24 protein-coding genes and 2 pseudogenes are annotated in these 24,228 nt (G+C 68.1%); 12 read left to right on the top strand and 14 right to left on the bottom strand.

Annotated elements, in window-relative coordinates; all coding sequences use genetic code 11:
- Nucleotides 1–78: 78 nt before the first annotated feature.
- The 6 genes and pseudogenes from KXD97_RS14390 to KXD97_RS33290 all read left to right on the top strand — a co-directional run.
- The gene (locus KXD97_RS14390; RefSeq protein ID WP_396884579.1) at nucleotides 79–402 is read left to right on the top strand and encodes a transposase; all 324 of its coding nucleotides are present in this window, start codon (nucleotides 79–81) and stop codon (nucleotides 400–402) included.
- A complete protein-coding gene (locus KXD97_RS14385) occupies nucleotides 399–1,097 on the top strand; it encodes an IS3 family transposase (RefSeq protein WP_260757520.1) in 699 nt (232 codons plus the stop codon). Before KXD97_RS14390 ends, KXD97_RS14385 begins: the two co-directional genes overlap by 4 nt.
- Before the next feature lie 83 nt (nucleotides 1,098–1,180).
- Nucleotides 1,181–2,263, top strand: coding sequence for a tyrosine-type recombinase/integrase (locus KXD97_RS14380; protein ID WP_260754055.1), 1,083 nt, complete (start codon nucleotides 1,181–1,183; stop codon nucleotides 2,261–2,263).
- Nucleotides 2,229–4,145 (top strand): site-specific integrase, encoded by a 1,917-nt coding sequence (locus KXD97_RS14375; protein WP_260757518.1) that lies wholly within the window; start codon nucleotides 2,229–2,231, stop codon nucleotides 4,143–4,145. The genes KXD97_RS14380 and KXD97_RS14375 overlap by 35 nt, the downstream gene beginning before the upstream one ends.
- Nucleotides 4,142–4,441 carry a hypothetical protein gene (locus KXD97_RS14370; RefSeq protein WP_260754051.1) on the top strand — a complete coding sequence of 100 codons (300 nt, stop codon included), beginning with the start codon at nucleotides 4,142–4,144 and terminating at the stop codon, nucleotides 4,439–4,441. Before KXD97_RS14375 ends, KXD97_RS14370 begins: the two co-directional genes overlap by 4 nt.
- Nucleotides 4,442–4,496: 55 nt before the next feature.
- A pseudogene (locus KXD97_RS33290) lies at nucleotides 4,497–4,700 on the top strand (integrase core domain-containing protein); the annotation flags it as partial.
- Here KXD97_RS33290 and KXD97_RS33105 read toward each other — a convergent pair.
- Nucleotides 4,681–5,019, bottom strand: coding sequence for a type II toxin-antitoxin system death-on-curing family toxin (locus KXD97_RS33105; RefSeq protein ID WP_396885229.1), 339 nt, complete (start codon nucleotides 5,017–5,019; stop codon nucleotides 4,681–4,683). The pseudogene KXD97_RS33290 and the gene KXD97_RS33105 sit on opposite strands and share 20 nt — an antisense overlap.
- Complete coding sequence (locus KXD97_RS14360; RefSeq protein ID WP_260757517.1) at nucleotides 5,016–5,258, bottom strand: ribbon-helix-helix domain-containing protein; 243 nt, start codon at nucleotides 5,256–5,258, stop codon at nucleotides 5,016–5,018. The genes KXD97_RS33105 and KXD97_RS14360 overlap by 4 nt, the downstream gene beginning before the upstream one ends.
- A gap of 108 nt (nucleotides 5,259–5,366) precedes the next feature.
- On the opposite strand from KXD97_RS14360, the pseudogene KXD97_RS14355 reads away from it, so the two are divergent.
- Nucleotides 5,367–5,726: pseudogene (locus tag KXD97_RS14355) on the top strand (HNH endonuclease); the annotation flags it as partial.
- A 40-nt stretch (nucleotides 5,727–5,766) separates the two neighbouring features.
- Here the strand turns inward: KXD97_RS14355 and KXD97_RS14350 are convergent.
- The 5 genes from KXD97_RS14350 to KXD97_RS14330 are packed head-to-tail and all read right to left on the bottom strand — an operon-like array spanning nucleotide 5,767 to nucleotide 9,951.
- Nucleotides 5,767–6,318 (bottom strand): pentapeptide repeat-containing protein, encoded by a 552-nt coding sequence (locus KXD97_RS14350; protein WP_260757516.1) that lies wholly within the window; start codon nucleotides 6,316–6,318, stop codon nucleotides 5,767–5,769.
- Nucleotides 6,318–6,884, bottom strand: a complete 567-nt coding sequence (locus KXD97_RS14345) for an ATP/GTP-binding protein (protein WP_260757515.1) — start codon at nucleotides 6,882–6,884, stop codon at nucleotides 6,318–6,320. The genes KXD97_RS14350 and KXD97_RS14345 overlap by 1 nt, the downstream gene beginning before the upstream one ends.
- The gene (locus tag KXD97_RS14340; protein WP_260757514.1) at nucleotides 6,865–7,242 is read right to left on the bottom strand and encodes a DUF742 domain-containing protein; all 378 of its coding nucleotides are present in this window, start codon (nucleotides 7,240–7,242) and stop codon (nucleotides 6,865–6,867) included. Before KXD97_RS14340 ends, KXD97_RS14345 begins: the two co-directional genes overlap by 20 nt.
- A gap of 7 nt (nucleotides 7,243–7,249) precedes the next feature.
- Nucleotides 7,250–7,639, bottom strand: a complete 390-nt coding sequence (locus tag KXD97_RS14335) for a serine protease inhibitor (RefSeq protein WP_260757513.1) — start codon at nucleotides 7,637–7,639, stop codon at nucleotides 7,250–7,252.
- Complete coding sequence (locus tag KXD97_RS14330; RefSeq protein WP_260757512.1) at nucleotides 7,636–9,951, bottom strand: ATP-binding protein; 2,316 nt, start codon at nucleotides 9,949–9,951, stop codon at nucleotides 7,636–7,638. The genes KXD97_RS14335 and KXD97_RS14330 overlap by 4 nt, the downstream gene beginning before the upstream one ends.
- A gap of 312 nt (nucleotides 9,952–10,263) precedes the next feature.
- Between KXD97_RS14330 and KXD97_RS14325 the strand changes: the two genes are divergently transcribed.
- Nucleotides 10,264–10,416 carry a hypothetical protein gene (locus tag KXD97_RS14325; protein ID WP_260757510.1) on the top strand — a complete coding sequence of 51 codons (153 nt, stop codon included), beginning with the start codon at nucleotides 10,264–10,266 and terminating at the stop codon, nucleotides 10,414–10,416.
- 96 nt (nucleotides 10,417–10,512) lie between these two features.
- Here KXD97_RS14325 and KXD97_RS14320 read toward each other — a convergent pair whose 3' ends face one another.
- Nucleotides 10,513–11,118: a bifunctional 2-polyprenyl-6-hydroxyphenol methylase/3-demethylubiquinol 3-O-methyltransferase UbiG gene (locus KXD97_RS14320; protein WP_260757509.1), complete on the bottom strand. Its 606-nt coding sequence runs from the start codon at nucleotides 11,116–11,118 to the stop codon at nucleotides 10,513–10,515.
- A 17-nt stretch (nucleotides 11,119–11,135) separates the two neighbouring features.
- On the opposite strand from KXD97_RS14320, the gene KXD97_RS14315 reads away from it, so the two are divergent.
- Entirely contained in the window at nucleotides 11,136–11,600 is a 465-nt protein-coding gene (locus tag KXD97_RS14315; protein WP_260757508.1) for a tRNA (cytidine(34)-2'-O)-methyltransferase, read from the top strand.
- Nucleotides 11,601–11,605: 5 nt separating this feature from the next.
- On the opposite strand, the gene KXD97_RS14310 is transcribed toward KXD97_RS14315, so the two are convergent.
- The 4 genes from KXD97_RS14310 to KXD97_RS14295 form a co-directional block, all read right to left on the bottom strand.
- Nucleotides 11,606–12,247 (bottom strand): nitroreductase family protein, encoded by a 642-nt coding sequence (locus tag KXD97_RS14310; RefSeq protein WP_260757507.1) that lies wholly within the window; start codon nucleotides 12,245–12,247, stop codon nucleotides 11,606–11,608.
- Nucleotides 12,248–12,357: 110 nt separating this feature from the next.
- The gene (locus tag KXD97_RS14305; RefSeq protein WP_260757506.1) at nucleotides 12,358–15,651 is read right to left on the bottom strand and encodes an error-prone DNA polymerase; all 3,294 of its coding nucleotides are present in this window, start codon (nucleotides 15,649–15,651) and stop codon (nucleotides 12,358–12,360) included.
- Between the two features lie 32 nt (nucleotides 15,652–15,683).
- A complete protein-coding gene (locus tag KXD97_RS14300; protein WP_313901374.1) occupies nucleotides 15,684–16,832 on the bottom strand; it encodes a diguanylate cyclase domain-containing protein in 1,149 nt (382 codons plus the stop codon).
- A 126-nt stretch (nucleotides 16,833–16,958) separates the two neighbouring features.
- Nucleotides 16,959–17,825 carry a MaoC/PaaZ C-terminal domain-containing protein gene (locus KXD97_RS14295; RefSeq protein WP_260757970.1) on the bottom strand — a complete coding sequence of 289 codons (867 nt, stop codon included), beginning with the start codon at nucleotides 17,823–17,825 and terminating at the stop codon, nucleotides 16,959–16,961.
- 54 nt (nucleotides 17,826–17,879) lie between these two features.
- Between KXD97_RS14295 and KXD97_RS14290 the strand changes: the two genes are divergently transcribed.
- Together KXD97_RS14290 and KXD97_RS14285 are read left to right on the top strand one after the other, a co-directional pair.
- Nucleotides 17,880–19,814: an SDR family oxidoreductase gene (locus tag KXD97_RS14290; RefSeq protein WP_260757504.1), complete on the top strand. Its 1,935-nt coding sequence runs from the start codon at nucleotides 17,880–17,882 to the stop codon at nucleotides 19,812–19,814.
- On the top strand, nucleotides 19,811–20,860 hold the full coding sequence (locus KXD97_RS14285; RefSeq protein WP_313901373.1) for a nucleoside hydrolase: 1,050 nt from the start codon (nucleotides 19,811–19,813) through the stop codon (nucleotides 20,858–20,860). The genes KXD97_RS14290 and KXD97_RS14285 overlap by 4 nt, the downstream gene beginning before the upstream one ends.
- 83 nt (nucleotides 20,861–20,943) lie before the next feature.
- Here KXD97_RS14285 and KXD97_RS14280 read toward each other — a convergent pair whose 3' ends face one another.
- Together KXD97_RS14280 and KXD97_RS14275 are read right to left on the bottom strand one after the other, a co-directional pair.
- Complete coding sequence (locus KXD97_RS14280) at nucleotides 20,944–22,482, bottom strand: DNA polymerase Y family protein (protein WP_260757968.1); 1,539 nt, start codon at nucleotides 22,480–22,482, stop codon at nucleotides 20,944–20,946.
- Between the two features lie 37 nt (nucleotides 22,483–22,519).
- Complete coding sequence (locus KXD97_RS14275) at nucleotides 22,520–23,221, bottom strand: hypothetical protein (RefSeq protein WP_260757500.1); 702 nt, start codon at nucleotides 23,219–23,221, stop codon at nucleotides 22,520–22,522.
- A gap of 166 nt (nucleotides 23,222–23,387) precedes the next feature.
- Between KXD97_RS14275 and KXD97_RS14270 the strand changes: the two genes are divergently transcribed.
- Nucleotides 23,388–24,224 carry an SDR family oxidoreductase gene (locus KXD97_RS14270; RefSeq protein ID WP_260757498.1) on the top strand — a complete coding sequence of 279 codons (837 nt, stop codon included), beginning with the start codon at nucleotides 23,388–23,390 and terminating at the stop codon, nucleotides 24,222–24,224.
- Nucleotides 24,225–24,228: the final 4 nt, after the last annotated feature.

The following is a 24,228-nucleotide window of genomic DNA, read 5'->3' as shown; positions in this document are numbered from 1 at the left end:
AGGTGCGCATCAAACGCGGGATGGTTCATAGTGGACATCTGAGATAGCGGGACGGTGGTCCCGTGGAAGGATGTTCGTATGTCTGGTCGTCGGCGTTCGTTTACCCCGGAGTATCGGGTGGAGGCCGCGCATCGGGTGATCGATGGGAATCGGCGGGTTGCTGAGGTGGCCCGTGAGTTGGATTTGCATGAGAATCAGCTGCACAAGTGGGTGGCTGATGAGCGGCGGCGGATGGCCGCTGCGGTCGGCGGTACTGTGCCGGAGCCTGGTGACAGTCAGCAGCTTTCACCGGATGAGCGGGCGGAATTGATACGGCTACGGGCCAAGGTTGCCGAGCAGTCCAAGGACATCGCATTCCTGGAAAAAGCGTCGGCGTACTTTGCGGGCAAGCATCTAAAGTGAGCCGGTTCGAGCTCATGGCCGCGGAGTGCGCCTCCCACGATGTCGTCAGGATGGCCCAGCTGCTGGGTGTGTCCACCTCGGGCTACTACAAGCATCGCGACCGTCTCCGGGCCAGCGAGCCCACGCCGGCAGTCCAGCGTCGACGGGACCTGGAAGTCAAGATTCTGACCCATCACACGAACTCCAACGGCACCTACGGGTCGCCGCGGATCACCGCCGATCTGCATGAGGCCGGGGACCAGGTTTCGCACAACACGGTCGCCAAGATCATGGCGGAGTTGGGCATCGAGGGCGTCAGTCCGCGCACCTTCAAGACCACCACGGTCGTTGATCCGTGCGCGTCGTTCCCGCCGGATCTGGTGGGTCGCCGCTTTGACCAGGGCCGTATCGACGCGGTGTGGTCCACCGACATCACCTACCTGAGCTGCGGTGAAGGCGACATGTTTCTGTGTGCGATCCGCGACGAACATTCCCGCCGGGCACTGGGCTGGGCGGTCGATGATCACATGCGCACCGAGTTGGTGACCACGGCCGTGGATCGGGCAGTGTTCACCCGCGGCGGCAACGCCAACGGCGTCATACTGCATTCAGACCGCGGGACCCAATTCACCTCGCACGGCATGGCTGAGGCCGCCGCCGAGCATGGTTTGCGCCGTTCGATGGGTGCCACTGGGATCTGCCTGTTGACCGGCTAATCCGGGAGAATGCAGGCACGTAAACGACACGCCAGCAAGGAAAATGCTTGACTGGCGGTAGGCGGCGGGGTTGCACTTGTCTTATGGCGATTCAGCATCAGCTGCGTCTGCACCCAGGCACCGATGTCGCCTGGGTGTTGTCCGGTCCGGGCTGTGAGAAGTACGCGTTGGTCAACGAGTACCTGGGGTATTTGGCCGACCGGAATTATTCTCCCCGCACGCTGCGGGCCTACGGCTATGACCTGCTGGCATTCTGCCGTTGGCTCGACGACGTCGATGTCACATTGAGTGCGGTGACCACCGAGACGGTGCTGGACTTCATGCGGCACTGCCGGCAGACTCCGATCGCGGGGCGCCCCGCCAATGTGGTGTCGATGACCGGCGCGGCCTACGACCACTACTCGTCGACGACCATCAACCACCGCCTTGCCGCATTGACCGGCCTGTACCAGTTCCGCGAACTGCGTGACCCCAGGCTGCGGAGCCCGATCCCTAGTGGCCGCGAAGCCCGTCGGGTCAGCGCTGAGGAACGCACCGGCTTGCTTGGACATTTGGTCCGGCCCAAACGCCGATCGGCGCTGCGGCTGCGCGAACCGCGTCGGCTGCCGCGGGCCTTGAATCGTCACGAGACCGCTCAGCTGTTATCGAGCCTGCGGACGTGGCGTGACCGGGCACTGGCTGGGCTGATGTTGTTGTCCGGGCTTCGATCTGGAGAACTGCTGACCCTCAACGTGACCGATGTCGATATCGGTGCCCGCTGGGTGAAGGTGATGGGCAAAGGCGCCAAGGAGCGCCGCGTGCCTCTCGATGTGGAGGTCGCCGGGCTGATCCAAACCTATCTGCTCGTTGAAAGACCCGAATCGGACAGCAACCTCCTATTCCTGGTCGCGAAAGGCCCGCATCGGGGCCAACCCTTGACCGCGGCCGGTTTACGCACAATCTTCCGGTATCACCGAGCCAAGACCGGGGTGCTCGCGGGTCACCCGCATGCGTTACGACATACCTTCGGCACCGCGATGGCCGAGGCCGGGGTGGATCTGGCGGTGATGCAAGCTCTGCTCGGGCACTCCCACATCGACACCACAGCCCGCTACATCCATCTGGCACCCATCCACGTCAAGGCGGAATACGATGCTGCCCGAACACGATTACGTTCCCGCCCCTGAAACACCGGCGCAGATCTACGCTGCCTACCTGGTTCACCTACAACGCCGGGACCGCGGCAACACCGCTTATGCCCAAGCCGCCCGATCGTTTCTACGGCGCTGGCCCCGAGTCCAGACCTGGGCCGACATCCCACTGCAGCAGCAGTTGGCGGCGAACTGTTCGACGCGGCCGTTTATCACGTTCCTGATGGTCAGCCGACGGCTGCAACCGGGTTACGACTACCTCGTGCACCGCAAACTCTGCAGCCTCTGGCACGAGCTGACCGACAGCTGCCTGCAACCCGACCTCGATCAGTTCCTGCGCGCAGCAGCCGAATTGGGTTTCAGTCAGCGGGTCGCTTCGGCGATCGGCTCGCAGATCATCGCCCGCCTGCTGATCCAGACCGCCCGCCCCCTGGCCGATCTGCGGGAACATGATCTGCAAGAGTTGCTGCACGCTTGCGATAGCCGACAGGAACGCACCGGCCGCGGTGCCAGGCACTATCGCAGCACCACCCACAGTGCCCGCCAGATCCTGTTCCACCTCGGCATCCTCGACGACCAAGCACCTCCGGCGGTCACCCCGTTGACCCTCGAGGAGCGCATGGCCGACGTCCCGGCGGCGCTGCGGCCGGAGTTCGTGGCCTATCTGAACCGCAAATACGCCACCTGCGTGCCCAAAACGGTCAGCTCCCTGGCCACCCGATTGGCACATTTCGGCCGCTACCTCGCCGCCACCGACCCCAGCCTGACCTCGCTGAACCAACTGGACCGCCGCCGGCACATCGAGCCGTTCATCACCTCGCTGACCACCGCCACCAACAGCGTCACCGGTGAGCCGATCACCATCGCCGACCGGATCCGACGCATCCACGCGGTGGGCAACTTCCTGGCCGAAATCACCGAATGGGGATGGGACGACGCCCCACCGCGGCGCCTGATCTTCCGCACCGACATGCCGCGCCCACCCCGCTGTCTGCCCCGATATCTACCGGTCGATGCAGACCGCACACTCACTGCCGCCCTGGCGAAATCACCTTACCGACTCGCCGCTGACGCCCTGCTGGTGCAGCGGGCCTGCGGACTGCGCATCGGTGAACTGCTCGACCTCGAACTCGACTGCATCCACGAGATCCCGGGCCAGGGATCGTGGCTCAAAGTTCCCCTCGGCAAGCTCAACTCCGAACGCATGATCCCCGTCGACGACGAGGTCCTCACCCTCGTGGACCGCATCACCACAACCCGCTCCTGCGGGCGACCGATGATCCATCCCCGCACCGGCGCCCCCGCCGACTTCCTGTTCACTCACCACGGGAAAAGACTGTCCCAGAACGCAATACGCGAAGAACTGAACCGGGCAGCCCAAGCTGCTGGCCTAGGACACATCACACCGCATCAACTGCGACACACCTATGCCACTGCACTGATCAACGCTGGAGTATCGCTGCAGGCCCTCATGGCACTGCTGGGCCACGTCTCCTCCCAGATGAGTCTGCGATATGCCCACCTCTTCGACCACACCGTACGCACCGAATACGAACGCGCCTTGGACCTGGCCAAAAGTCATATCGGAGCGCTGCCCACCACCACCGCAGTCGGGTTGCCGCTGACCGATATCACCGGCACCGGCTGGAAAGACACCCCGGCCATCAAATCCCGCCTGGCCGGCGGATACTGCCTACGCGCACCCGCGCAAGGGTCCTGCCCGTATGCCAACATCTGCGAACACTGTCCCAGCTTCCACACCGACGCCACCCACCTCGCTGTCCTTGCCGCCCAACGCATCGACGCCCACGATCTGGCCGTAGACGCAGAAAAACGGGGATGGATCAACGAAGCCGACCGCCACCGCAAGCTCGTCTCCCGACTCGACGCGCTCATCACCGCAGCGGCATCCGCATGAACGAACCCGCCCTGCTGCGCGTCGAACGGGTCTGCGCCAACCTCGCCACCGCCGGCCAGCCCATCACCTTCACCGCCGTCGCCGAGCACGCCCAGATCAGCCGCGCCACCCTCTACCGCGACCGCCAGCTCCGCGCCATCGTCGACGAACACCGCACCCGACAAACCGACGCCCGCACCCTCACCGGCCTGGCCACCGACGTCGCCCACCTACGCACCGCCGTCGAAGCACTCGCCGCACGCGTCAAACGCCACGACGAACAACTCCGCAAACTCACCACACCACCCCGACAATGAACCACTCCGCACGCCAACACAGCTCCCTGAGCCCGCATTAGCCGGTCAATGCTGGGATAACGCCGGTGCCGAATCGCTGTGGTCGACGTTCAAGCATGAGTTCTACTACCGGCACACTTTCGCGACGAAAGTCGAATTGATTGCAGCAGTTGACAATTGGATGCGATTCTACAATCATCAACGTAGGCACTCGGCGATCGGTCAGCGCTCACCAATTAGCTACGAACGCACCATGAGTGTCACCCTGGAAGCAAGCTAACCGCGTCCACTTTTTCTGGGGAACCCCAGACAATCTCGCCAGCCTCGGCGTTGAGGTTGTATCCGTTCAGCATGTAGAACATCGCAGTGGCCGTCCACGCCGTTCGCTTGTTGCCGTTCACGAACGGGTGTGAGCGGGCCAGCCCATGAAGGAGCGCCGCCGCCTTCTCATGGATGGTGGGGAACGCATCGCTGCCGTAGGCGCTCATCTGCGGTCGCGTGACGGCTGCATCCAGCAGGCCGAAGTCACGGAGCTGGTGCGGGCCGACGAAGCGCCGGTTGATCAGGGCTACATCGTCGGAGACCAAGTAGATGATCACATGTTCTCCAGCTTCTCCAGCGCGACGCTGTGCTGCCGGACGACGCGGTTAAACGCCGCTTCCATCATCTCGGCCCGGCCATGAACCTTCAGGTACTCGAAGAGGGCGCGCTTGATCACTTCGTTCGCCGAGGTCTCGGTAACGAAGGCGTAGTTCTTCAGCATGTCGGCCAGCTCGGCGGGCAGGCGGACTGTCAAGCCGGTGGTGCGTGAGGTGGGCTCTTGGGCGATCTCGGGCATGACACCATGATGTCACGGTGCAAAAGTTTATGTCCACGCGGAACTGTGGCGCAGCGGCGTGACCAGTACAAACCCGACGGCAGGCGGTCGCATCGAAACCTGTGCCTTAGATCACTGCCCGACGGCACCATCACCTGGACCGCACCCACCGGCCACACCTACACCACCCACCCCGGCAGCCGGCTGCTCTACCCCATGCTCTGCCAACCCACCGGCACCCTGTGGACCGGTGACCCACCCCAACCCACCCCCAGCAAGCACCGCGGCGCCATGATGCCCCGACGGCGAAACACCCGCGCCCACAACCGAACCCGAACCATCACCGCCGAACGCACACACAACCGCCGACGACGCAGATCAGAAAACCCACCCCACCGCACAGACCACCGGCCACCAAGTCCCGGCCCGAGGGAACCGTCCACCCGACGGCACGAACCCGACTACGGCGACGACCCACCACCATTCTGAGCGAGTCGACCCGAAGACAACGGTGCTGCAGCGGTGACGGTCAGCCCGAGATATCAAGACCGTGGGCCGCGGCGAAGGCCAACGCCTGCTCGATGTCGACTTTGGCGCCGCGCAGTTTCGCGGTGGTCCAGAAGGTGGGGTCTACGCGGGCGCCCCGCAGATCCGCATCGTCGAATCGGGCGTTCTGCACCCGCGCACCACCGAGATCGGCCCTCGCCAGCACCGCCTGCCGCAGATCGGTCCCCACCAGACTGGTTTCACGCAGCCGGCAGTCCGACAGATCGGTCTTGCGCAGATCCACTCCGGCCAACACGGCGAGCGTGAAGTCCACCTCGACCAGAGTCAGAGGCCGCAACCGACACTCGGTAAAGGTCGAACCGAGAAAACTGCAATGCCGAAACGTGCTGTGCCACAGCGAGGTCCGGCGGAACGTGCAATTGCGGAACGCTGACCCTGTGTGTTCGGAATCGGACAAATCGGCGCCGGTGAAGTCACATTCGGTGAACACCACACGTTCGGTGCGCAGCCTGCTGAGATCCTCGTCGCGAAAAACCTGCCCGTCGAACTCGCGGTCTGCCTCGAGGGCGTCCATCAACCCGTCGCCGCCAAGCGGGTCAACGCATACTCAGTGACGGTGATCAGGGCCGCTTTTGCCGACTCTCGACTTCGGGCGTCCACCGTCATCAGCGGCACGTGATCGGGCAGCGCCAGCGCCGTACGCACCGCCGACAGGGAGTGCTTTGGGGCGTCGTCGAATTCGTTGACCGCCACGAGGAAGGGGAGCTTGCGCGCCTCGAAGAAGTCCACGGCGGCGAAACTGTCGGCCAGCCGGCGAAGATCCACCAACACGATCGCCCCGATCGCACCGCGGATCAGGTCATCCCACATGAACCAGAACCGGCGCTGCCCCGGGGTGCCGAACAGGTACAGCACCAGGTCCTCATCCAGACTGATGCGCCCGAAGTCCATCGCGACGGTGGTGGTGGTCTTGTCCGGCGTGGCCTCCAGCCCGTCTACCCCCTCGGACATGTCGGTCACCAGCGCCTCGGTGCGCAGCGGCACGATCTCCGACACCGCGCCCACGAACGTCGTCTTGCCGGCGCCGAAACCGCCGGAGACCACGATCTTGGTGGAAGCCCTAGAGCGCCCTGAGCCCACGCAGTGTCCTTCCGATCAGTTCCCGTCGTTCGTCGGCCGTTGCGGCCTCTCCCAGGGTGGTGTGTACCCGCGCATAACCCTGCACCACCAGATCCCCCACGAGCACCCGCGCCACGCCGAGCGGAAGTGAGAGATGCGCGGCAATCTCGGCCACCGACGGACGTTCGACACACAAGGCGAGGATCTGACCTCGGATGTCATGAACCGGCCACCGTACCGGCTCCGCGGAAGCTGCCACACCGATCGGCGCCTCCAGCGGTAACTGGACAGAAGAATCGGTGCGCCCCGCCGTCAACGTGTACGGGCGCACCAGACTGGGCTCGGTGGTCTCGCGTTCCGGTTTGTCGTGCGCTCCCATACGCGGCTCACGGATGCCGCGCGGCACGCCGCGACGCCTGCACCACCGCACCGACCCGTTCCACGAGAATGGCCATCTCGTAGCCGATCTGGCCGATGTCGCAGTTGCGGGTCGCAAGTGTCGCGAGATGGGAACCGTCGCCGACCCGCATCAACAGCAGGTAGCCGTTCTCCATCTCGACAACCGACTGCAGCACGTGCCCACCGTCGAACAGCTGCGCCGCCCCGGTCGACAGGCTCGCCAGACCCGATGCCACCGCCGCCAGCTGATCGGCCCGCTCCGGCGGGATATGCGCGCTGGCCGCCATCCGAAGACCGTCCGCCGAGACGAGGATCGCGTGCGCCACTCCCGGCACGTCGTCGGCGAACTTGGCCACCAACCAGTCCAGCGAAGTCATAGCGAGTCGGTTCCTCCGGATTCCTGCGCCCGTCGACGGCCGGCCTGCACCCCACCGAAGTGATTGCCGATGCTGGCGCGGACCGCTTCCGGATCCCGGGAGACCGATGCTATCGGCTCGCCGTCGGCGTGGCCGGGCACGAAGCGCGCACCCGGCTGCCGGATCGGCAGCCCTTCCGGCGTGTGCTCCTGCACCGGAGCGGACGCTGCGGCTTCGGCCGCCGACCAGCCGTGGTCCCACACGGCCTTCCAGTCCAGATCCGTGCTGTGCGACAGCTCGTGCGGGTCAACCAACCACTCCGAGAGCATCGTCTGATAGATCGCGTCGTCCTCGGAGTCCTCGGGTACCTGCCGGCGCTGCGGGAGCACCTCGGCAACCCGTTCTGCGACGGCCGCAACAACCGGTTCAGGAGCGGGTTCGGGGACAGGTTCGGGTGCGTGACCGGGCTGCACGGGGACGGTGTGGATCAGTAGGCGGGGCGGGATGTACACCCCGGCCGTGGTGCCCGAATCGGCCTGTCCGGCCACGGTGCTGCGTAGCCGGACCACCAACCCGTGCGCGGCGGCGAGCCGGCCGACCACGAACAGCCCCATGTGCCGCGCGGTGTACGGAGTCACCTCGCCACCGGACTCCAACCGGGTGTTGGCCACCCGTAGATCGGCATCGGTCATTCCGAGCCCGGTGTCGCTGACTTCGACCACCAGTCCGCCGCTGCCCGTCGGCACCGCCGACACCTGGACCCGGGTTGTCGGTGGCGAGTAGCGCAGCCCGTTGTCCAGCAGTTCGGCCAGTAGATGCACGAGGTCGCCGGCGACCGTCCCGTCGATCTCGATGTCGGGCAGGTCGGCGGCGGCGACGCGGACGTAGTCCTGGACCTCCGACGCGGCGGCGTTGACCAGGGCGGTGACCGGCACCGAGTCGGCCTGCTCGCGGGAGACGTCCGCACCGGCCAGCACCATGAGATTGGAGCCGTTGCGGCGCATCCGCGCCGCGAGATGGTCCAGGCGGAAAAGGCTTTCGAGCCGCGCGGGGTCCTGCTCGTCGCGCTCGAGCCGGTCGATGAGCGTGAGCTGCTGATCGACCAGCGAGCGGTTACGCCGCGACAACGTCTCGAACATGTCGGTCACCTGCATCTGCAGGCGGGCCTGCTCCCCGGCGAGCATGACGGCCTGCTGGTGCAGTTCGTCGACCGCGTGGGCCACCTGACCCACCTCCTCGGTGGTGTGCACAGGGATCGGCTGGACCGGGAACTCCCTGCCGTCGCTGCGGACATGCTCGACTTCGCGCGCCAGGTCTTCGTGCGCGACCTTCAGCGCACTGTCGCGCAGCGTTCGCAGCGGACGCACCATCGAGCGCGCCACCAAAAACACGAGAAGCAGCGCGAGCAGGATCGTCGCACCGACCACGACGGCATCCCGGATCGCGGCAGTCCGTGCGTCATCGGCCTCACTCGCCACCGTCGCCGGAATGCCGGCTGCGGTCTGCGCAATCACGGCGTCGGCGATGTCGCGCGTGATCGTCTGCGACGCGAGCAGTTCGGGGTTGCCCACCAGCACGGTGGCCGGCTCGGACAACAGCGCCATGCGCTTGACCATCTCCGAACGCAGCGCCGCCGCCTCGCTCGTCGCGCCGCCGAGGTAGGTGCTGATCGCGGTGACGGTCGCGGGCTCGGTGCCCGCCACGGTGACCATCGCCGACCGCAGCAACGGCTCGGGGAGCTCAGCACCGCGGTTGACCAGCATTCGCTGCATCGCCATCTGGCCCCGCGCGCCGACGGCACGTGACAGCGTGTCGGCCTGGGAGCGCACCCGCGCGTCGTCGGTGTCTACCAGACCCGTGATGGCGGTCTGCGCCGTGATCAGCAGCGGAGCGTAGGTCATCACCCGGGTGCGCAGATCGATGGTGTCGGCATTGATCTCGTCGAGGAGATCCTGTCCGTAATCGATGAGGGTATTGACGGCCAGGCGCACGCTGTCGTCGACCGGGGTGATCTCGAGAAAATGTTGCAGTTCGGCCTTGCCGGCTTCGAAGGCCGTCATCGCCGGGCGCGCGTCGCCGCCTTCGGTCGCGGTGACCATGACGGCCTCGAGATCGCCCATGTAGTCGACGACGGCGGGCACCATGGCGGCGCGCTCGGCCGCGCGCCGAAGGTCTGCGGCATCGGTCGCGCTCGCAAGGATGCGCAACCCACCGAAGACACCTGCCAGCACGAGCGGCACGACGACCAAGGCGAGCACTTTCACCCGGACCGGCCAGTTGGACAGCGCCCATCGCCGCGGACGCGCACGAATCACTGATCGAGGGTCGGTCATACGCTTCCTGATGATGACGGCCTCAGGCCGACGGACCTGCTGGGCCTGGCAATTCGACGAGTATGACAGCCAGGATCGAGGGATTCCACTGTCGGCACTGAACACGCGTGCCTGCAGATTCACCGGTAGTTAGCCAAAACTAGTGCCGGCAAACCCTTTTCGGCGTCGTTCGAGCCCTACTCCACCGAAACGGTAGGTGATCGTTACGTGTTCGAGGCCGCCGATACCGCCGACACGCGAAGAATGGAACAACAAGTGAAGTGAGAACTGCGTCACAATGGGTAATGTTGCATTCACAATCGGAGGTGCGAAATGGTCCGCAACGGCGTGGAGGTGGCCACGCTGGCCGATGCCTCCGAAATCGGTGACTCCCCCTTGATGCGAGCGATGTGCGGCGAAGTGGTCGACGTCGACACCCTCGCCGGCCTGATCTCGATAGCCAGCTACGAAACCTGCCTGGACTGAGGCAGTACCCCAGCCGTAAAACGGCCCTCACATGCGCCGTAAAACGGCCCTCACATGCGCCGTAAAACGGCCCTCACATGCGCCGTAAAACGGCCCTCACATGCGCCGTAAAACGGCGACGAGAAACCCGGAGCCTTCGTCGAACGGGCGCAGGTCCCAGCTCGACAACAGCAGATCGGGCGTGAGCCCGGCACGTGCCGCGTCGTCGAAGAACTGCGCGAACTCGTAATCGCGGCCGGCGCCGAATCCGATCACCGCCCGGCCGTCGTCGCGCAGATGAGCCCGGAACCTCTCCAGCACCTGCGCCCGGGTGCTGGGTGCGAGAAATGTCATCACGTTGCCCGCCGACACCACGATGTGGAACGGCTCGACGATGCCGCGGGCCGGTAGGTCGAGCTCGGCGAGGTCTCCGACCAGCCACCGCGGTCCGGGGTGGTCCTGTTCGGCCGCTTCGATGAGCGCCGGGTCGACGTCGACGCCCACCACCTCATGTCCGGCTGCGGCCAGATAACCGCCCACCCGGCCGGGGCCGCATCCGGCATCGAGGACGTGGGCGCCACGCGGGGCCATCGCATCCACCATGCGCGCTTCGCCGTCCAGGTCGTCGCCGGCGCGGGCCATGGCACGGAAACGCTCGATGTACCAACGCGAATGACCGGGGTCGGCCGCAACCTTGCGCATCCAGAGACTCGTTTCGACCATGCTGGCATTATCCCGGTGTGTTCAAGGTGCTGTTCCACTCGCCGCGCATCGCGCCCAACACCGGCAACGCCATCCGGATGGTGGCGGGTACCGGGTGCGAACTGCATCTGGTCGAGCCGCTCGGCTTCGACCTGTCCGAACCCAAACTGCGGCGGGCCGGGCTGGACTACCACGACCTCGCGTCGGTGACTGTGCACGCCGACCTCGACGCAGCGTGGGCCGCGGTGACCCCCGCACGGGTGTTCGCGTTCACCGCGCACGCCACCACGTCGTTCGCCGACATCACCTACCGCCCCGGCGACGTGCTGATGTTCGGCCCGGAACCGACCGGACTGGATCAGGCCACGCTGGCCGACCCGCACATCACGTCCCAGGTGCGGATCCCGATGCTCGCCGGACGGCGGTCGCTGAACCTGTCCAACGCCGCCGCCGTGGCGGTGTACGAAGCGTGGCGCCAGCACGGGTTCGACGGCGCGGTCTGAGACCGCTACCAGGTGTCCCAGTGGGTGACCTGCTCGGCGGGCAGCCGCTTGGCCTTCTTGAAGTCGGTGCCCTTGGTGTAGGCGATCGGGAACAGCCCCGCCTGGCTGTAGTTGTGGAACGGAATCCCGAGAACCTCGGCGGCCTGCCGCTCGCCGTCACCGAGCAGGTGCAGCGTCGTCCACGCCGAGCCCAGGCCGCGCGAGCGCAGGGCCAGCATGAAACTCCACACCGCGGGCAGCAACGAGCCCCAGTAGCCTGCGCTGGCCCCCGACACCGCGTCCTGCGGTTTGCCTTCCAGGACCGGGATCAACATGACCGGGGCCTTGTCGAGGTGCTCGTTGAGGTACCTCGCCGAATCCTCCACGCGCGGCCGCTGTTCGTCGCGCATGTCGCCCTGCGAGGGCTTCGGGGTGTTCAGGTACGGCGTGGCGTTGGTCCGGTAAATCTCGGCGAGTGCCTTCTTCTTCTCCGGGTCCTCGACGAACACCCACTGCCAGCCCTGGTTGTTGGAACCGGTCGGCGCCTGCAGGGCGATGTCCAGGCATTCCATCAGCACCTCGCGCGGCACCGGCCTGTCGAAATCCAGCCGCTTGCGCACCGAACGGGTGGTGGTCAGAACGTCGTCGGCGGAGAGATTGAGCGTCATTGCGCCGAGCCTACCGTTCCCGTTTCCGTTTCCGTTTCCGCCGAAATTGCATTCCACGCGGTCGTTTCGCGAAAAGGCCGCGTGGAATGCGATTTCGGCGGAGTGGTTGCCTAGCGGAAGTCGCGGGACTTCGACGCCACCCGCAGACTGAGCTTGCCCATCCGGTCCGCGACCACGGTGACGGCCCCGGTGGCGTTCTGCACGATGCCGCGCACCACCAGCGCCGACGCCGTCTGCGCCAGCTTACGGTGGCGCGCCCAAACTCCTTGCGAGCACAGCACATTGACCATACCGGTCTCGTCCTCCAGGTTCATGAACGTCACCCCCTGCGCGGTGGCGGGACGCTGCCGGTGGGTGACCGCCCCGGCCACCAGCACCCGGGTGCCGTCGGGCACCGACAGCAGCTGATCGGCCGGGACCACCCCCATCGCCTCCAGATCCTCGCGGAGGAACTCGGTCGGATAGCGATCCGGCGACACCCCGGTGGCCCACACGTCCGCGGCGGTCAGTTCCAGTGCGGACATGCCCGGCAGTGACGGCACGTGTGACGCCGACCCGACCCCGGGCAGCCGGTCCGGGCGTTCGGTGGCCGCCGCACCCGCGGCCCACAGGCCTTCGCGCCGGGTGATCCCGAAGCAGCCCAGCGCGCCCGCGGTGGCCAGCGCCTCGGTCTGCGGCACCGACAGCTGCACCCGCCGGGTCAGATCGGTCAGAGAAGTGAAGGGCCCGTGTGCTTTCCGCTCCTCGACGACCTTCTGGGCCAGCTCGTCACCGATGTGGCGCACACTGCCCAGCCCCAGCCGGACGTCCAGCCCGTGGTTCTCCAGTGTGGCGTGCGCGAGGCTCGCGTTCACGTCGGGCCCGTGCACGACGACGCCGTGCCGGCGTGCGTCGGCGACCAGGGTCTGCGGTGAATAGAAACCCATCGGCTGTGCGCGCAGCAGCGCCGCGCAGAACGCCGCGGGATGATGCAGCTTGAACCACGACGAGTAGAACACCAGCGACGCGAAGCTCAGCGAATGACTTTCCGGGAAACCGAAATTGGCGAATGCCTCCAGCTTCTCGTAGATCCGCTGGGCCACCTCGCCGGTGATACCGTGTTTGGCGGCCATGCCGTCGAAGAAGCGCCCACGCAGCCGGCGCATCTTCTCCGTCGAACGTTTGGAGCCCATCGCACGGCGCAGCTGGTCGGCCTCGGCCGGGGAGAACCCGGCGCAGTCGACCGCCAGCTGCATCAACTGTTCCTGGAACAGCGGCACGCCCAACGTCTTTCGCAGAGCAGACTCCATCGACGGATGGTCGTAGGTGACCGCCTCCTGCCCGTTGCGCCGCTTGATGTACGGGTGCACCGAACCGCCCTGGATCGGCCCGGGCCGGATCAGGGCCACCTCGACCACCAGGTCGTAGAACATCCGCGGCTTGAGCCGCGGCAGCGTGGCCATCTGGGCCCGTGACTCGACCTGGAACACCCCGACCGAGTCCGCACGCTGCAGCATCTCGTAGACGGCCGGCTCGGACAGGTCCAGCTTGGCCAGATCGACCTCGATACCCTTGTGCTCGGCGACCAGGTCGATGGCGTAGTGCAGCGCCGAGAGCATACCGAGGCCCAGCAGGTCGAATTTCACCAAACCGATTGCCGCACAATCGTCTTTGTCCCACTGCAGAACGCTGCGGTTTTCCATCCGCGCCCATTCGACCGGGCACACGTCGGCAATCGGGCGGTCGCAGATCACCATGCCGCCGGAGTGGATGCCCATGTGCCGGGGCAGGTTGGAGATCTGCTTGGCCAGATCGATCACGGGCTCGGGGATATCGTCGGTGTGGGCGGCGTCGGACAGGTTGCCCCACTGGCTGAACTGCTTGCTCCACGCGTCCTGCTGACCCTGCGAGAACCCGAGTGCGCGGGCCATGTCCCGCACCGCGCTGCGACCGCGGTAGGTGATCACATTGGCCACCTGCGCGGCATACTCGCGCCCGTAGCGTTGATAGACGTACTGGATGGCGTTCTCGCGCAGGTCGGATTCGATGTCGATGTCGATGTCGGGTGGTCCGTCCCGGGCCGGGGACAGGAAGCGTTCGAACAGCAGGTCGTTGGCGATCGGGTCGACGTTGGTGACCTTGAGCGCATAGCAGACCGCGGAGTTGGCCGCCGATCCGCGACCCTGGGACAGGATGTCGTTCTCCCGGCAGAACCGGGTGATGTCGTGCACCACCAGGAAGTAGCCGGGAAAGTTCAGCTGCTCGATGACCGCGAGCTCGCGCTCGATCTGCGCGTACGCCCGGGGGGCCCGCTCAGGCGGGCCGTAGCGCTCACGGGCGCCCTGCATCACCAGATGCCGCAACCAACTGTTCTCGGTGTGCCCGGCGGGCACGTCGAACGGCGGCAGCTGCGGGGCGATCAACGCCAGACCGAACGCGCACTGCTCGCCGAGCTCGGCGGCCGCCGTCACCACCTCGGGGCAGTGGGCGAACATCCGCGCCATCTCCTCACCGGAGCGCAGGTGCGAACCACCCAGGGGCGCAAGGTAGCCCGCGGCCTCGTCAATGGAGTGGCGGGCCCGGATCGCTCCCATCGCCATCGCGAGCCGGCCCCGCGACGGTTCGGCGAAGTGGGCGGCGGTGGTGGCGACGACACCCACGCCGAACCGGGGGGCCAGCGCGGCCAGCGCCGCGTTGCGTTCGTCGTCGAGCGGGTGACCGTGGTGGGTGAGCTCGACGGTGACCCGGCCGGCACCGAACCGGTCGACCAGATCGGCGAGCGCGGCCTCGGCCGCTTCCGGCCCGCCGACGGCAAGCGCCCGGCGCACGTGCCCTTTGCGGCACCCGGTGAGGATCTGCCAGTGTCCTCCCGCGGCTTCGGTGAGCGCGTCGTAGTCGTAGCGCAGCACCCCTTTCTCCCCACCGGCCAGATGCGCCGCGGCCAGCTGTCGCGACAACCGCCGGTACCCCTCCGGCCCGCGCGCCAGCACCAGCAGGTGCGGGCCCGGCGGATCCGGGACGTCGGTGCGGGTGCCCCCGCCCAGCGACAGCTCGGCGCCGAACACGGTGGCCACGTCGAGTTCCCTGGCCGCCTCGGCGAACCGCACCACGCCGTAGAGCCCGTCGTGGTCGGTCAGCGCGATCGCCCGCAGATCCAGCCGGGCCGCCTCCTCGACGAGTTCCTCGGGCGTGCTGGCACCGTCGAGAAAGCTGTAGGCGGAGTGGGCGTGCAGTTCGGCGTAGGGCAGCGAGGCGCCGGGCCGGGCCAGCTCGGGCGCTTCGTACTGTCCCCGTTTGCGCGACCAGGCCGGGCTGTCGCCACCGTCGCCGATCTGGGCGTCGATAGGCCAGCCGGCGCGGCGCGGCTTGCCGTCCAGCACGCGCTGCATCTCGCCCCAACTCGGCGGTCCGGTATGCCAACCCACCCGGCCAGTGTATCGAACAGACGTTCGACAGGTCAGGCGGTCTTGCCGTCGAACCCGTCGCCGTCGCCGTTGCCGTTGCCCTCTTCGAGGTTGGGGCGCAGCACGTAGCGGACCTGGTTACCGCCGGCCATCCGGGCCTGCTCGATCGCCTGGGTGGCGATCCCGATCAGCTTGTCGAGGACCTCGTCGGGTGGTTCGGCGGCCAAGGGCGGCAACGGGGTGCAGACCACGCCGATGCTGGCCGTCAGCCGCTGCGGGGTGGCCGCGATCGCACCGCGGATGCGCTCCACCAGAGGGGACGCGTCGGCGGTGGTGAAGGTGTCGGCGATCAGGAAGTCGTCGTCGGAGACGTGCGCGACGATCGCGTTGTGCCGCACGGTCTCGCGCAGCGCCTGCCCGACCGTGACCCGCGCCCGGTTGCCGCCGCCCGAGCCCGACAACCCGAGCAGCAGCGAGAAGCTGTCGATGTTGACCGCGACGACCACCAGGTATTTGTCGTCGCTGCGGCTGCGCGACGCCAGCAGCGTGGCCACCGAGCTGTAAAACGCGTCGCGGTGCAGCAGACCGGTCAGCTGCTCGATGTCCCCGTGATGGGCGTCGGGCTGCAGCAACTTGATCACCGCGCGGCAGGAGAACGCGACGAACACATTGAGCAGCACCACCACCAGCACCGCGCAGACCGCGACCGCCAGGTCGATCGACGCCTCCCGCACGAACAGCACCGCGAGCACCGCCGCGGCGACCGACCAGGTCACCACGAGCAACCGAGGGGCGTGGAAACACACCACGAAGACCGTGAGCACCACATAGGTCGCGGCGCCGAGGAATCCCACGAGCGGACTGGCCACGATCACCGCGGCCGTGCCGATCGCCACCGACCCGAGAACCACGCAGGTCAGGGACAGCGCTCTGGAGGGCCATCGGTCACGCAGCCACACCGCCGCCATCGCCAACGAGGCCACCGCGATCGCGATCGCGATGATCCGCAGGTGCAGACCTTGCGGTCCCAACCGGCTGGCGGTCATGCCCAGGGGAAGCAGCCCCAACACCGCGATGCACAGCGCGACGACCCGGCACGTGACGGTCTGCAGCCCGCGCGCGGCGAGCACCGCAGTAAACCAGTAGTACTGATCGGAGCGCCACAGCGCAGGACCTATTCCGGCGGCGGACGAACTCCGCAAACCGTCAAACATCCGCTCACCCCCGTCGCAAGCGTCCAAGGTCCAGCACACCAGCCCCGCCCTGCGCGAAGGCTACCAGCCCAGCAAATCAATTTCCCAGCGTTTGCCACTACCGTCGAAGCGGGCTCAGGCGGTGAACTCCACCTCTCCGTCCTCGAGTACCGGCCGCGGATCGGATCCGTCCGGACTGGCCGCTTCGGTGCGGTACACCGCCCGGCCCTCGCCGACGCGCCAGATCGACGTCGTCAGCGCGTCCCCAGGGAAGACCGGTGAGGTGAACCGCGCCGCGATCGCGGTGATCTTCGACGCGTCACCACCGCCGAGTTCGGCGACGAGCGCGCGGCCGGCCACACCGTAGGTGCACAGCCCGTGCAGGATCGGTTTCGGGAATCCGGCCAGGGCGGCGAACCACGGATCGCTGTGCAGCGGGTTGCGGTCACCGGAGAGCCGGTAGATCAGCGCCTGGTCCTGCCGGGTGGGCAGCGCGACCCGGGCGTCGGGTTCGCGCTCGGGGATCTCGGGCGCCGGCGGGCGCCGGCCGGGCCGGCCACCGAAGCCGCCCTCGCCGCGGATCACCAGCGTGGTCAACGTCTCAGCGACGGCCTGACCCGTGTCCGGGTCGCTGCCGGTCGCCTTGAGCATCACGACGGCGTTCTTGCCCTCACCCTTGTCCTGGATGTCGGCCACCTCGCAGACCACGCTGAGCCTGCCGGCCGCGGGCAGCGGCGTGAACACCCGGACGCTCTGCGATCCGTGCAGCAACCGGCTGAAGTCGAACGAGCCGATCATGGCGGCGGCCGCGAACGGCGAGCACGCGATCACCGCATAGGTCGGAAGCACCTGCTGCTCGATGTCGTGGCTGTTCTCGGTGGTGAACGCGAGATCGTCGACACCCGCTCCGACACCGAGGGCGTACAGCAGCGTGTCCCGATCGGTCCAGGTGAACGGTTGCGGTGGCGTCGTCGCGCCGATGGCGTCGGGATCGAGCGGCATGGCCAGAGAGTAGCCGGTGTTGACGTCGCGACGGCCGGAGGTGAGCATGTCTGGATGCGCTATGTCGTTACCGGCGGTACCGGGTTCATCGGCAGCCGGCTGGTGAGCCGACTGCTCGAAGAATGCGACACCGACGAGGTGCACGTGCTGGTGCGCCGAGACTCGCTTGGCCGGTTCGAACGTCTGGCGCGGCGGTGGGACGACCGGGTCCGACCCCTGGTCGACGCCCCGGCGGCCGAGCTCGGTCCTGTCGACCACGTCGTGCACTGCGCGCCGATCCCCGACGGCACCGGCGCGGTGGTCGCGCTGGCCCGGCGGCTGGACGCGACGCTGCATCACGTGTCGTCGATCGCGGTGGCCGGCGATTTCCGCGGCACGTTCACCGAGGACGACTTCGACGTCGGCCAGGACCTGCCGGCGCCCGGTCACCGGGCCGCGTTCGAAGCCGAGCTGCTGGTGCGCTCGGCCGAAGGACTGCGGTTCCGCGTGTACCGGCCCGGGGTGGTGGTCGGCGATTCCCGCACCGGCGAGATCGACAGGGCCAACGGGCCTTACCGCGTCTTCGGGATCCTGTCGGCGCTCGCGGCACTTCCGAAGTTCACGCCGGTGGTGCTGCCCGACGTCGGCCGCACCAACCTCGTGCCGGTCGATTTCGTCGTCGACGCGCTCGTCGCGCTGATACGTCTCGACGGGCGCGACGGCCAGACCTTTCACCTGACGGCGCCGGCGACGACGAGTCTGCGCGGGATCTATCGCGGCGTCGCTGCGGCGGCGGGCCTTCCGCCGCTGGTCGGGTCGCTGCCCCGGGCGGTCACCGCACCGTTGCGGCATGTGAGCGGACCGGCGAAGGTCCTGCGCGACATGGCCGCCACCCAACTCGGCATTCCCGTCGCGGCACTCGATCCCGTCGCGCCGGTGGCGACGTTCACCTCCGAACACACCGCCGAGGCACTGCGCGGGAGCGGGATCACCGTGCCGGCGTTCGCGACGTACGCCCCGCAGCTGTGGCGGTACTGGGCGCAGCACCTCAACCCCGACCGGGCCCGCCGGGACGATCCGGCCGGGCCGTTGGTCGGCAGGCATGTGATCATCACCGGCGCCTCGAGCGGGATCGGCCGTGCTTCGGCGATCGCGGTGGCCGCCCGGGGCGCGACGGTGTTCGCGTTGGCGCGCGACGCCGAGGCGCTCGACGAGCTGGTCGCCGAGATCCGCGCCACCGGCGGCGACGCGCACGCGTTCACCTGTGACGTCACCGACTCCGCGGCCGTCGAGCACACGATCAAGGACATCCTCGGCAGGTTCGGACATGTCGACTACCTGGTCAACAACGCGGGCCGCTCGATCCGACGTTCGGTCATGGCGTCCACCGACCGTCTGCACGACTATGAACGGGTGATGGCGGTCAACTACTTCGGAGCGGTGCGCATGGTGCTGGCGCTGCTGCCGCACTGGCAGCAACGGCGGTTCGGTCATGTCGTCAACGTCTCCAGCGCCGGCGCGCAGGCCCACAACCCCCGGTACAGCGCCTACATTCCGTCCAAGGCGGCGCTCGATGCGTTCGCTGACGTGGTGGGGACCGAGACGCTCTCGGACCACATCACGTTCACCAACATCCACATGCCGCTGGTGAAGACACCGATGATCGCGCCGTCGGGCCGGCTCAACCCGGCGCCGGCCATCTCCGCCGAGCACGCCGCCGCGATGGTGGTGCGGGCCCTGGTGGACAAGCCCACGCGGATCGACACCCCGATCGGCACCCTGGCCGACATCGGGATGTACTTCACCCCGAAGCTGTCCCGGCGCGTGCTGCACCAGCTGTATCTCGGGTTCCCGGACTCCGCTGCGGCACGCGGCATCTCGCCGGACCCTGCGCCCCCGAGACGGTCACCGGTCCGCAGACCCCAGCGGCCGAGCCGGCCGGTGCCGGCGTTGCGGGTACCCCGCCCGGTCAAGCGGGCCGCCCGACTGATGCCCGGCCTGCACTGGTGAGCGGGACACGCCGCCCGGTCTTCGTCGACGTCGACACCGGGGTCGACGACGCGATGGCACTGGTGTACCTGTTCGCCAGCCCCGAGGCCGAACTCGTCGGAATCGCCTCCACCGCGGGGAACGTCGGGGTGGACGCCGTATGCCGCAACAATCTGGCGTTGCTCGAGCTGTGCGGGGTCACCGGCGTGCCGGTGTCGCGGGGATCGGAGGTCCCGTTGGTGGCGCCGCTGCGCACCGCCGAGGACACACACGGTCCCCAGGGTCTCGGGTATGTGCAGATGCCTTCTCCGACAAGCCGACTCACCGACTACGACGCTGCCGAAGCGTGGGTGCGCGCCGCCCGCGCCCACGCGGGCGAGCTGATCGGCATCGCGACCGGACCGCTGACCAACCTGGCGCTGGCGCTGCGCGCCGAACCCGCGCTGCCGCGACTGCTGGGCCGGCTGGTGATCATGGGTGGCGCGTTCGACTACCGGGGCAACACCACCCCGGTGGCCGAATGGAACGTCAGCGTCGACCCGGAGTCGGCGGCCGAGGTGTTCGCGGCGTGGAACGGCGCGGGGGCCGAGCACCTTCCGATCATGTTGGGACTCAACCTGACCGAGCACGCCGCGATGACCCCACAGTTGTTGAGCCGCTTGGCCGAGGCCGCCGGGTCGACGTCAACCCCGATGTCGGTGAGTGATCCCCGTGGCACCGCGTCGACGGCCTCCAATCCGCTGATCCGGGTGCTCGAAGACGCGATGCGGTTCTACTTCGAGTTCCATCACGACCAGGGCGAGGGGTACCTCGCGCACCTGCACGACCCGCTGGCCGCCGCCGTCGCGCTGGACACCGCGCTGGTGTCCTACCGGCCCGCACCGGTGGACGTCGAGCTGACGGGCACGCTGACGCGCGGCATGACGATCGCGGACTGGAGCCGCCACTGGGGCCGCGAACCCAACGCGCTCATCGGCGTCGAGGTCGATCCGGCGGCCTTCTTCGACCGGTTCATTGAGCGGGTGGGGGGGTTCGCGGCGCAGCTGGCCGGTGTCAGTCGTCGGTGACCCGGTGTCAGTCGTCGGTGACGACGAGCCTGACGTCGATGTTGCCGCGGGTGGCGGTGGAATACGGGCAGACCTGGGCCTTGCTACTCGTACACTCCTTCCAGGTACCACCGGCGTTGCCGGTAACACAGCAGCAGCGCCTGCGCCGGGTCAGCGTCGAGCAGCACCTGCACCCTCGCGGTCCTGCCGGCTTTGGCCGAGGCCGGATCCCACCATCGCTCGTCGACCGGCCAGGGACCCGCCCACCACGACAACCGGCCGGAGCGCCCCGGCGCGTTCAGTCGCACCGGGGCCGTGGAGAACAACCCGCGACCGGTGACTCGCACCGCGTCGCCTTGGGCGTCGAACAGTTCGACAGGGTCGTCGAGCAGCACCGTCGGCGACGGCTCGGGTAACCGCCCGGGCCACGGCTGGTTCGGATCCGACTGCGGCACAAGCTCATCGCCGAGCGGGGTGAAGGTGATGCGCTCGGCCGGCCCGCGGCCACCGCTGAGCACCGGCACCTTGACCGCCTCGGGACCGAGCAACCCCTGTACCCGCACCAGCGCCCGTCGGGCCCGCAGCCTGTCCTCCTCTCCGACACCTCCCCACAGCGGCAGTTGCAGCGCCTCGGCCGACACCACCTCCACCGGCCGCAGCCGCAGCACCGTGATCGGCGCCGTGGGCCGGTCCTGCGGGTTGCGGCGATTCAGCCATCCGTCGAGTTGCCAGCGCACCCGGTCAGCGGTGGCGTCCTCGGTCAGCGGCTCCGCGCAGCGCCAGACGCGTTCGAGCTCCTGCCCCGCGGCGGTCACGGCGTGGATAGCCAACCGGGTGCATCCCACGCCCGCGGCCTCCAGGCTGCGGTGCAGTTCGCCGGCCAGCGACCGCCCGGCGAACGCGGCCGCGTCGACCCGGTCGATCGGCGGCTCGCAGTTCATCACCGCGTCGAGTTCGGCCTCGGGCTCCCGCCCCGACGGTCCGCGGGCGGGCTCCCCGCGCGCGATGCGGTGCGCCGCGACCGCGTCGGCGCCGAACCGGGAGGCCACATCGCTGCGCGACAGTCCGGCGAACTGACCGATGGTCCGTATTCCCATGCGCCACAACAGGTCTGTTAGATCCTCGCGCGGGGCAGGCGCGAGGCTCGGCTCGGTGGCCAGCTGCCGGATGGACAGCCCGGACAGGAACGCCGCGTCCTCCCCCGCGCCGATGATCCGCCCCGCCCGGGCGGCGAAGACCGCGGTGGGCAGCTGGTCGGCGACCCCGACCTGACATTCGGCGCCCGCTGCGGCCACCGCGTCGACCAACCGCTCGGCGGCGGTCTGCTCGGATCCGAAGTACCGGGCCGCACCGCGCACCGACAACGCCAGCAGGCCCGGCCGCAACACCTCCGCCCGGGGCACGAGGTCATCCACGGCGGTCGTGACGTTCTCGAAGTGCCTGGCATCCCGGGCCGGATCGGCGGTGACGACGTGCAACTCCGGGCACCGGGCCTGCGACTCCCGGCGCCGCAACCCCCGGCGCACCCCCAGCGCGCGTGCCGCCGCCGAGCAGGCGATGACCCGGTTGGCCAGGGTGACCGCGATCGGCACGGTCGGGGACAGACCGGCGGCCGCTGCGGCGGCGACGGCGGGCCAGTCCATGCACCAGAGCGCCAACACCCTGGACGCACTCACCGCTTCACCCACCCACGGCGCGCGCCGGACGGCCGACGAACCGGCCCCGGGCACGCATCGACAGCCGCACCCGGCTGATCCGTCCGCACCCCGGGGTGGGCACCCCGTCCTCCTGCCCTCCCGCGATCTCGTACCCGCTGACCCTGGCCTCCAGCCGCGCGGAGGCCCCCTGCCAGTCACCATCGGTGACCAGCAGCGTGCACCCCCGCTGACGGGCCCGGGCCACCACCGCCCTGGCCCTGCTCGGGGGCACTCGCCGGCCGCCCAGCCCGAGCACCACCAGATCCATCCCGTCCATCAGCACCGCGGCCACCTCGACCGGATCGGCCCCCGGCTCCGGGATGACCGCGATCCTGCTCAGGTCGGCCCCCATCTCCACCGCCGCCAGCAGTCCGACGTCGGGCTGACCGATGATCGCCACATGGCCGCCCTCGGCGGTCACCGCCGCGACCATCCGAAGTTGCAACGATCTGGCCCCCGACAGGACCGCCACCGTGCCGCGGGGCAACGATTCGGGAAGCACTTCAGCCAGCGATTCGGACCTCGGCAGCAAAGAATCCGGAGCGGGTGACAGCGCCGGGTCGGGCGTCGCCATCCGGCGCGAGCCGCCCACCTTGCCCGACACCGACGCCATCTGCTTGCGAAGCTGTTCCACCTGCTCAGCACGGGTGACGGCGCACCGGGTCCGGCTCTTTGGCGTCGTCACAACAGCACCTTTCACCCCATCCGAACCATCCACTGTTCGAAACTTTGTTCGATGTAGCCAGTAAACACCCGCCCACCGACAAGCGTCAACATGACCGGAAGCGCCATCGCTGCCATTTAAAAATGTGACATTGACAAATGTCACCATTGGGAGTTGTATCCGTGTCGTGCTCTCGACGGCTCTCTTCGGAGCGAAGCGAACACACCGCGCCGATGCGGTGATCACCGGCGCGGGAAGCGGGATCGGCGCCGCGTTCGCCGCCGAACTGGCGCGCCGCGGCGGCCGGGTGGTGTGCAGCGACATCGACGTCGAGGCAGCCCGGCAGACCGCCGCAGCCATCACCGCAGACGGCGGCCAGGCCAAGCCGGCACCATGCGACGTCACCGATATCGGCCAGGTGTACAGCCTTGCCGAGGAGGCGCACTCGTGGTTCGGCGGACCCCCGACCCTGGTGATCAACAACGCGGGCGTCGGCGCAGGCGGGGCCTTCATCGGTGACACCGACCTCGACGACTGGACCTGGGTGCTGAACGTCAACCTGTGGGGCCCCATCCACGGCTGCCACGTGTTCGCCCCGATCCTGCGGGATGCCGGCCGTCCCGCCGGCATCATCAACGTCGCCTCCGCGGCGGCGTTCGGCGCCGCCCCCGGCATGGCGGCCTACAACGTCAGCAAGGCCGGCACACTGTCGCTGTCGGAGACCCTGGCCGCCGAACTCGCCGGAACCGGGGTGAACGTCACGGTGCTGTGCCCGACGTTCGTCAAGACCAGCATCGTGGCGTCGGGCCGGATCTCCACCGAGACCAGCCGATTCGCCGAGCAGTTGATGCGGTGGACGGGATTCTCGGCCGCCCGCGTCGCCCGCAGCGCGCTGGACACCCTCGACCGGGGCGGCCTGTATTGCATGCCCCAGCCGGAGGCCCGAATCGGCTGGGGCGTCAAACGTCTCACCCCTACCGTATTCACCCGAGCCGCCGGTATAGCCGCCCGTCTCACCACCTGAAGAG

The organism is Mycobacterium sp. SMC-8 (assembly GCF_025263565.1).
GTDB lineage: Bacteria > Actinomycetota > Actinomycetes > Mycobacteriales > Mycobacteriaceae > Mycobacterium.
This window is presented reverse-complemented; position numbering and strand designations above follow the sequence as displayed.

Excerpts from the sequence above, each read along its gene's own strand:
- KXD97_RS14350 (WP_260757516.1), bottom strand. The coding sequence starts at position 6,318 with ATGGACGCCCTCGAGGCAGACCGCGAGTTCGACGGGCAGGTTTTTCGC.
- KXD97_RS14380 (WP_260754055.1), top strand. The coding sequence starts at position 1,181 with ATGGCGATTCAGCATCAGCTGCGTCTGCACCCAGGCACCGATGTCGCC.
- KXD97_RS14320 (WP_260757509.1), bottom strand. The coding sequence starts at position 11,118 with ATGGTCGAAACGAGTCTCTGGATGCGCAAGGTTGCGGCCGACCCCGGT.
- KXD97_RS14280 (WP_260757968.1), bottom strand. The coding sequence starts at position 22,482 with ATGGACTGGCCCGCCGTCGCCGCCGCAGCGGCCGCCGGTCTGTCCCCG.
- KXD97_RS14335 (WP_260757513.1), bottom strand. The coding sequence starts at position 7,639 with ATGACTTCGCTGGACTGGTTGGTGGCCAAGTTCGCCGACGACGTGCCG.
- KXD97_RS14295 (WP_260757970.1), bottom strand. The coding sequence starts at position 17,825 with ATGCCGCTCGATCCCGACGCCATCGGCGCGACGACGCCACCGCAACCG.
- KXD97_RS14290 (WP_260757504.1), top strand. The coding sequence starts at position 17,880 with ATGCGCTATGTCGTTACCGGCGGTACCGGGTTCATCGGCAGCCGGCTG.
- KXD97_RS14375 (WP_260757518.1), top strand. The coding sequence starts at position 2,229 with ATGCTGCCCGAACACGATTACGTTCCCGCCCCTGAAACACCGGCGCAG.
- KXD97_RS14340 (WP_260757514.1), bottom strand. The coding sequence starts at position 7,242 with ATGGGAGCGCACGACAAACCGGAACGCGAGACCACCGAGCCCAGTCTG.
- KXD97_RS14330 (WP_260757512.1), bottom strand. The coding sequence starts at position 9,951 with ATGACCGACCCTCGATCAGTGATTCGTGCGCGTCCGCGGCGATGGGCG.
- KXD97_RS14360 (WP_260757517.1), bottom strand. The coding sequence starts at position 5,258 with ATGCCCGAGATCGCCCAAGAGCCCACCTCACGCACCACCGGCTTGACA.
- KXD97_RS14310 (WP_260757507.1), bottom strand. The coding sequence starts at position 12,247 with ATGACGCTCAATCTCTCCGCCGACGACGTTCTGACCACCACCCGTTCG.
- KXD97_RS14370 (WP_260754051.1), top strand. The coding sequence starts at position 4,142 with ATGAACGAACCCGCCCTGCTGCGCGTCGAACGGGTCTGCGCCAACCTC.
- KXD97_RS14325 (WP_260757510.1), top strand. The coding sequence starts at position 10,264 with ATGGTCCGCAACGGCGTGGAGGTGGCCACGCTGGCCGATGCCTCCGAA.
- KXD97_RS14390 (WP_396884579.1), top strand. The coding sequence starts at position 79 with ATGTCTGGTCGTCGGCGTTCGTTTACCCCGGAGTATCGGGTGGAGGCC.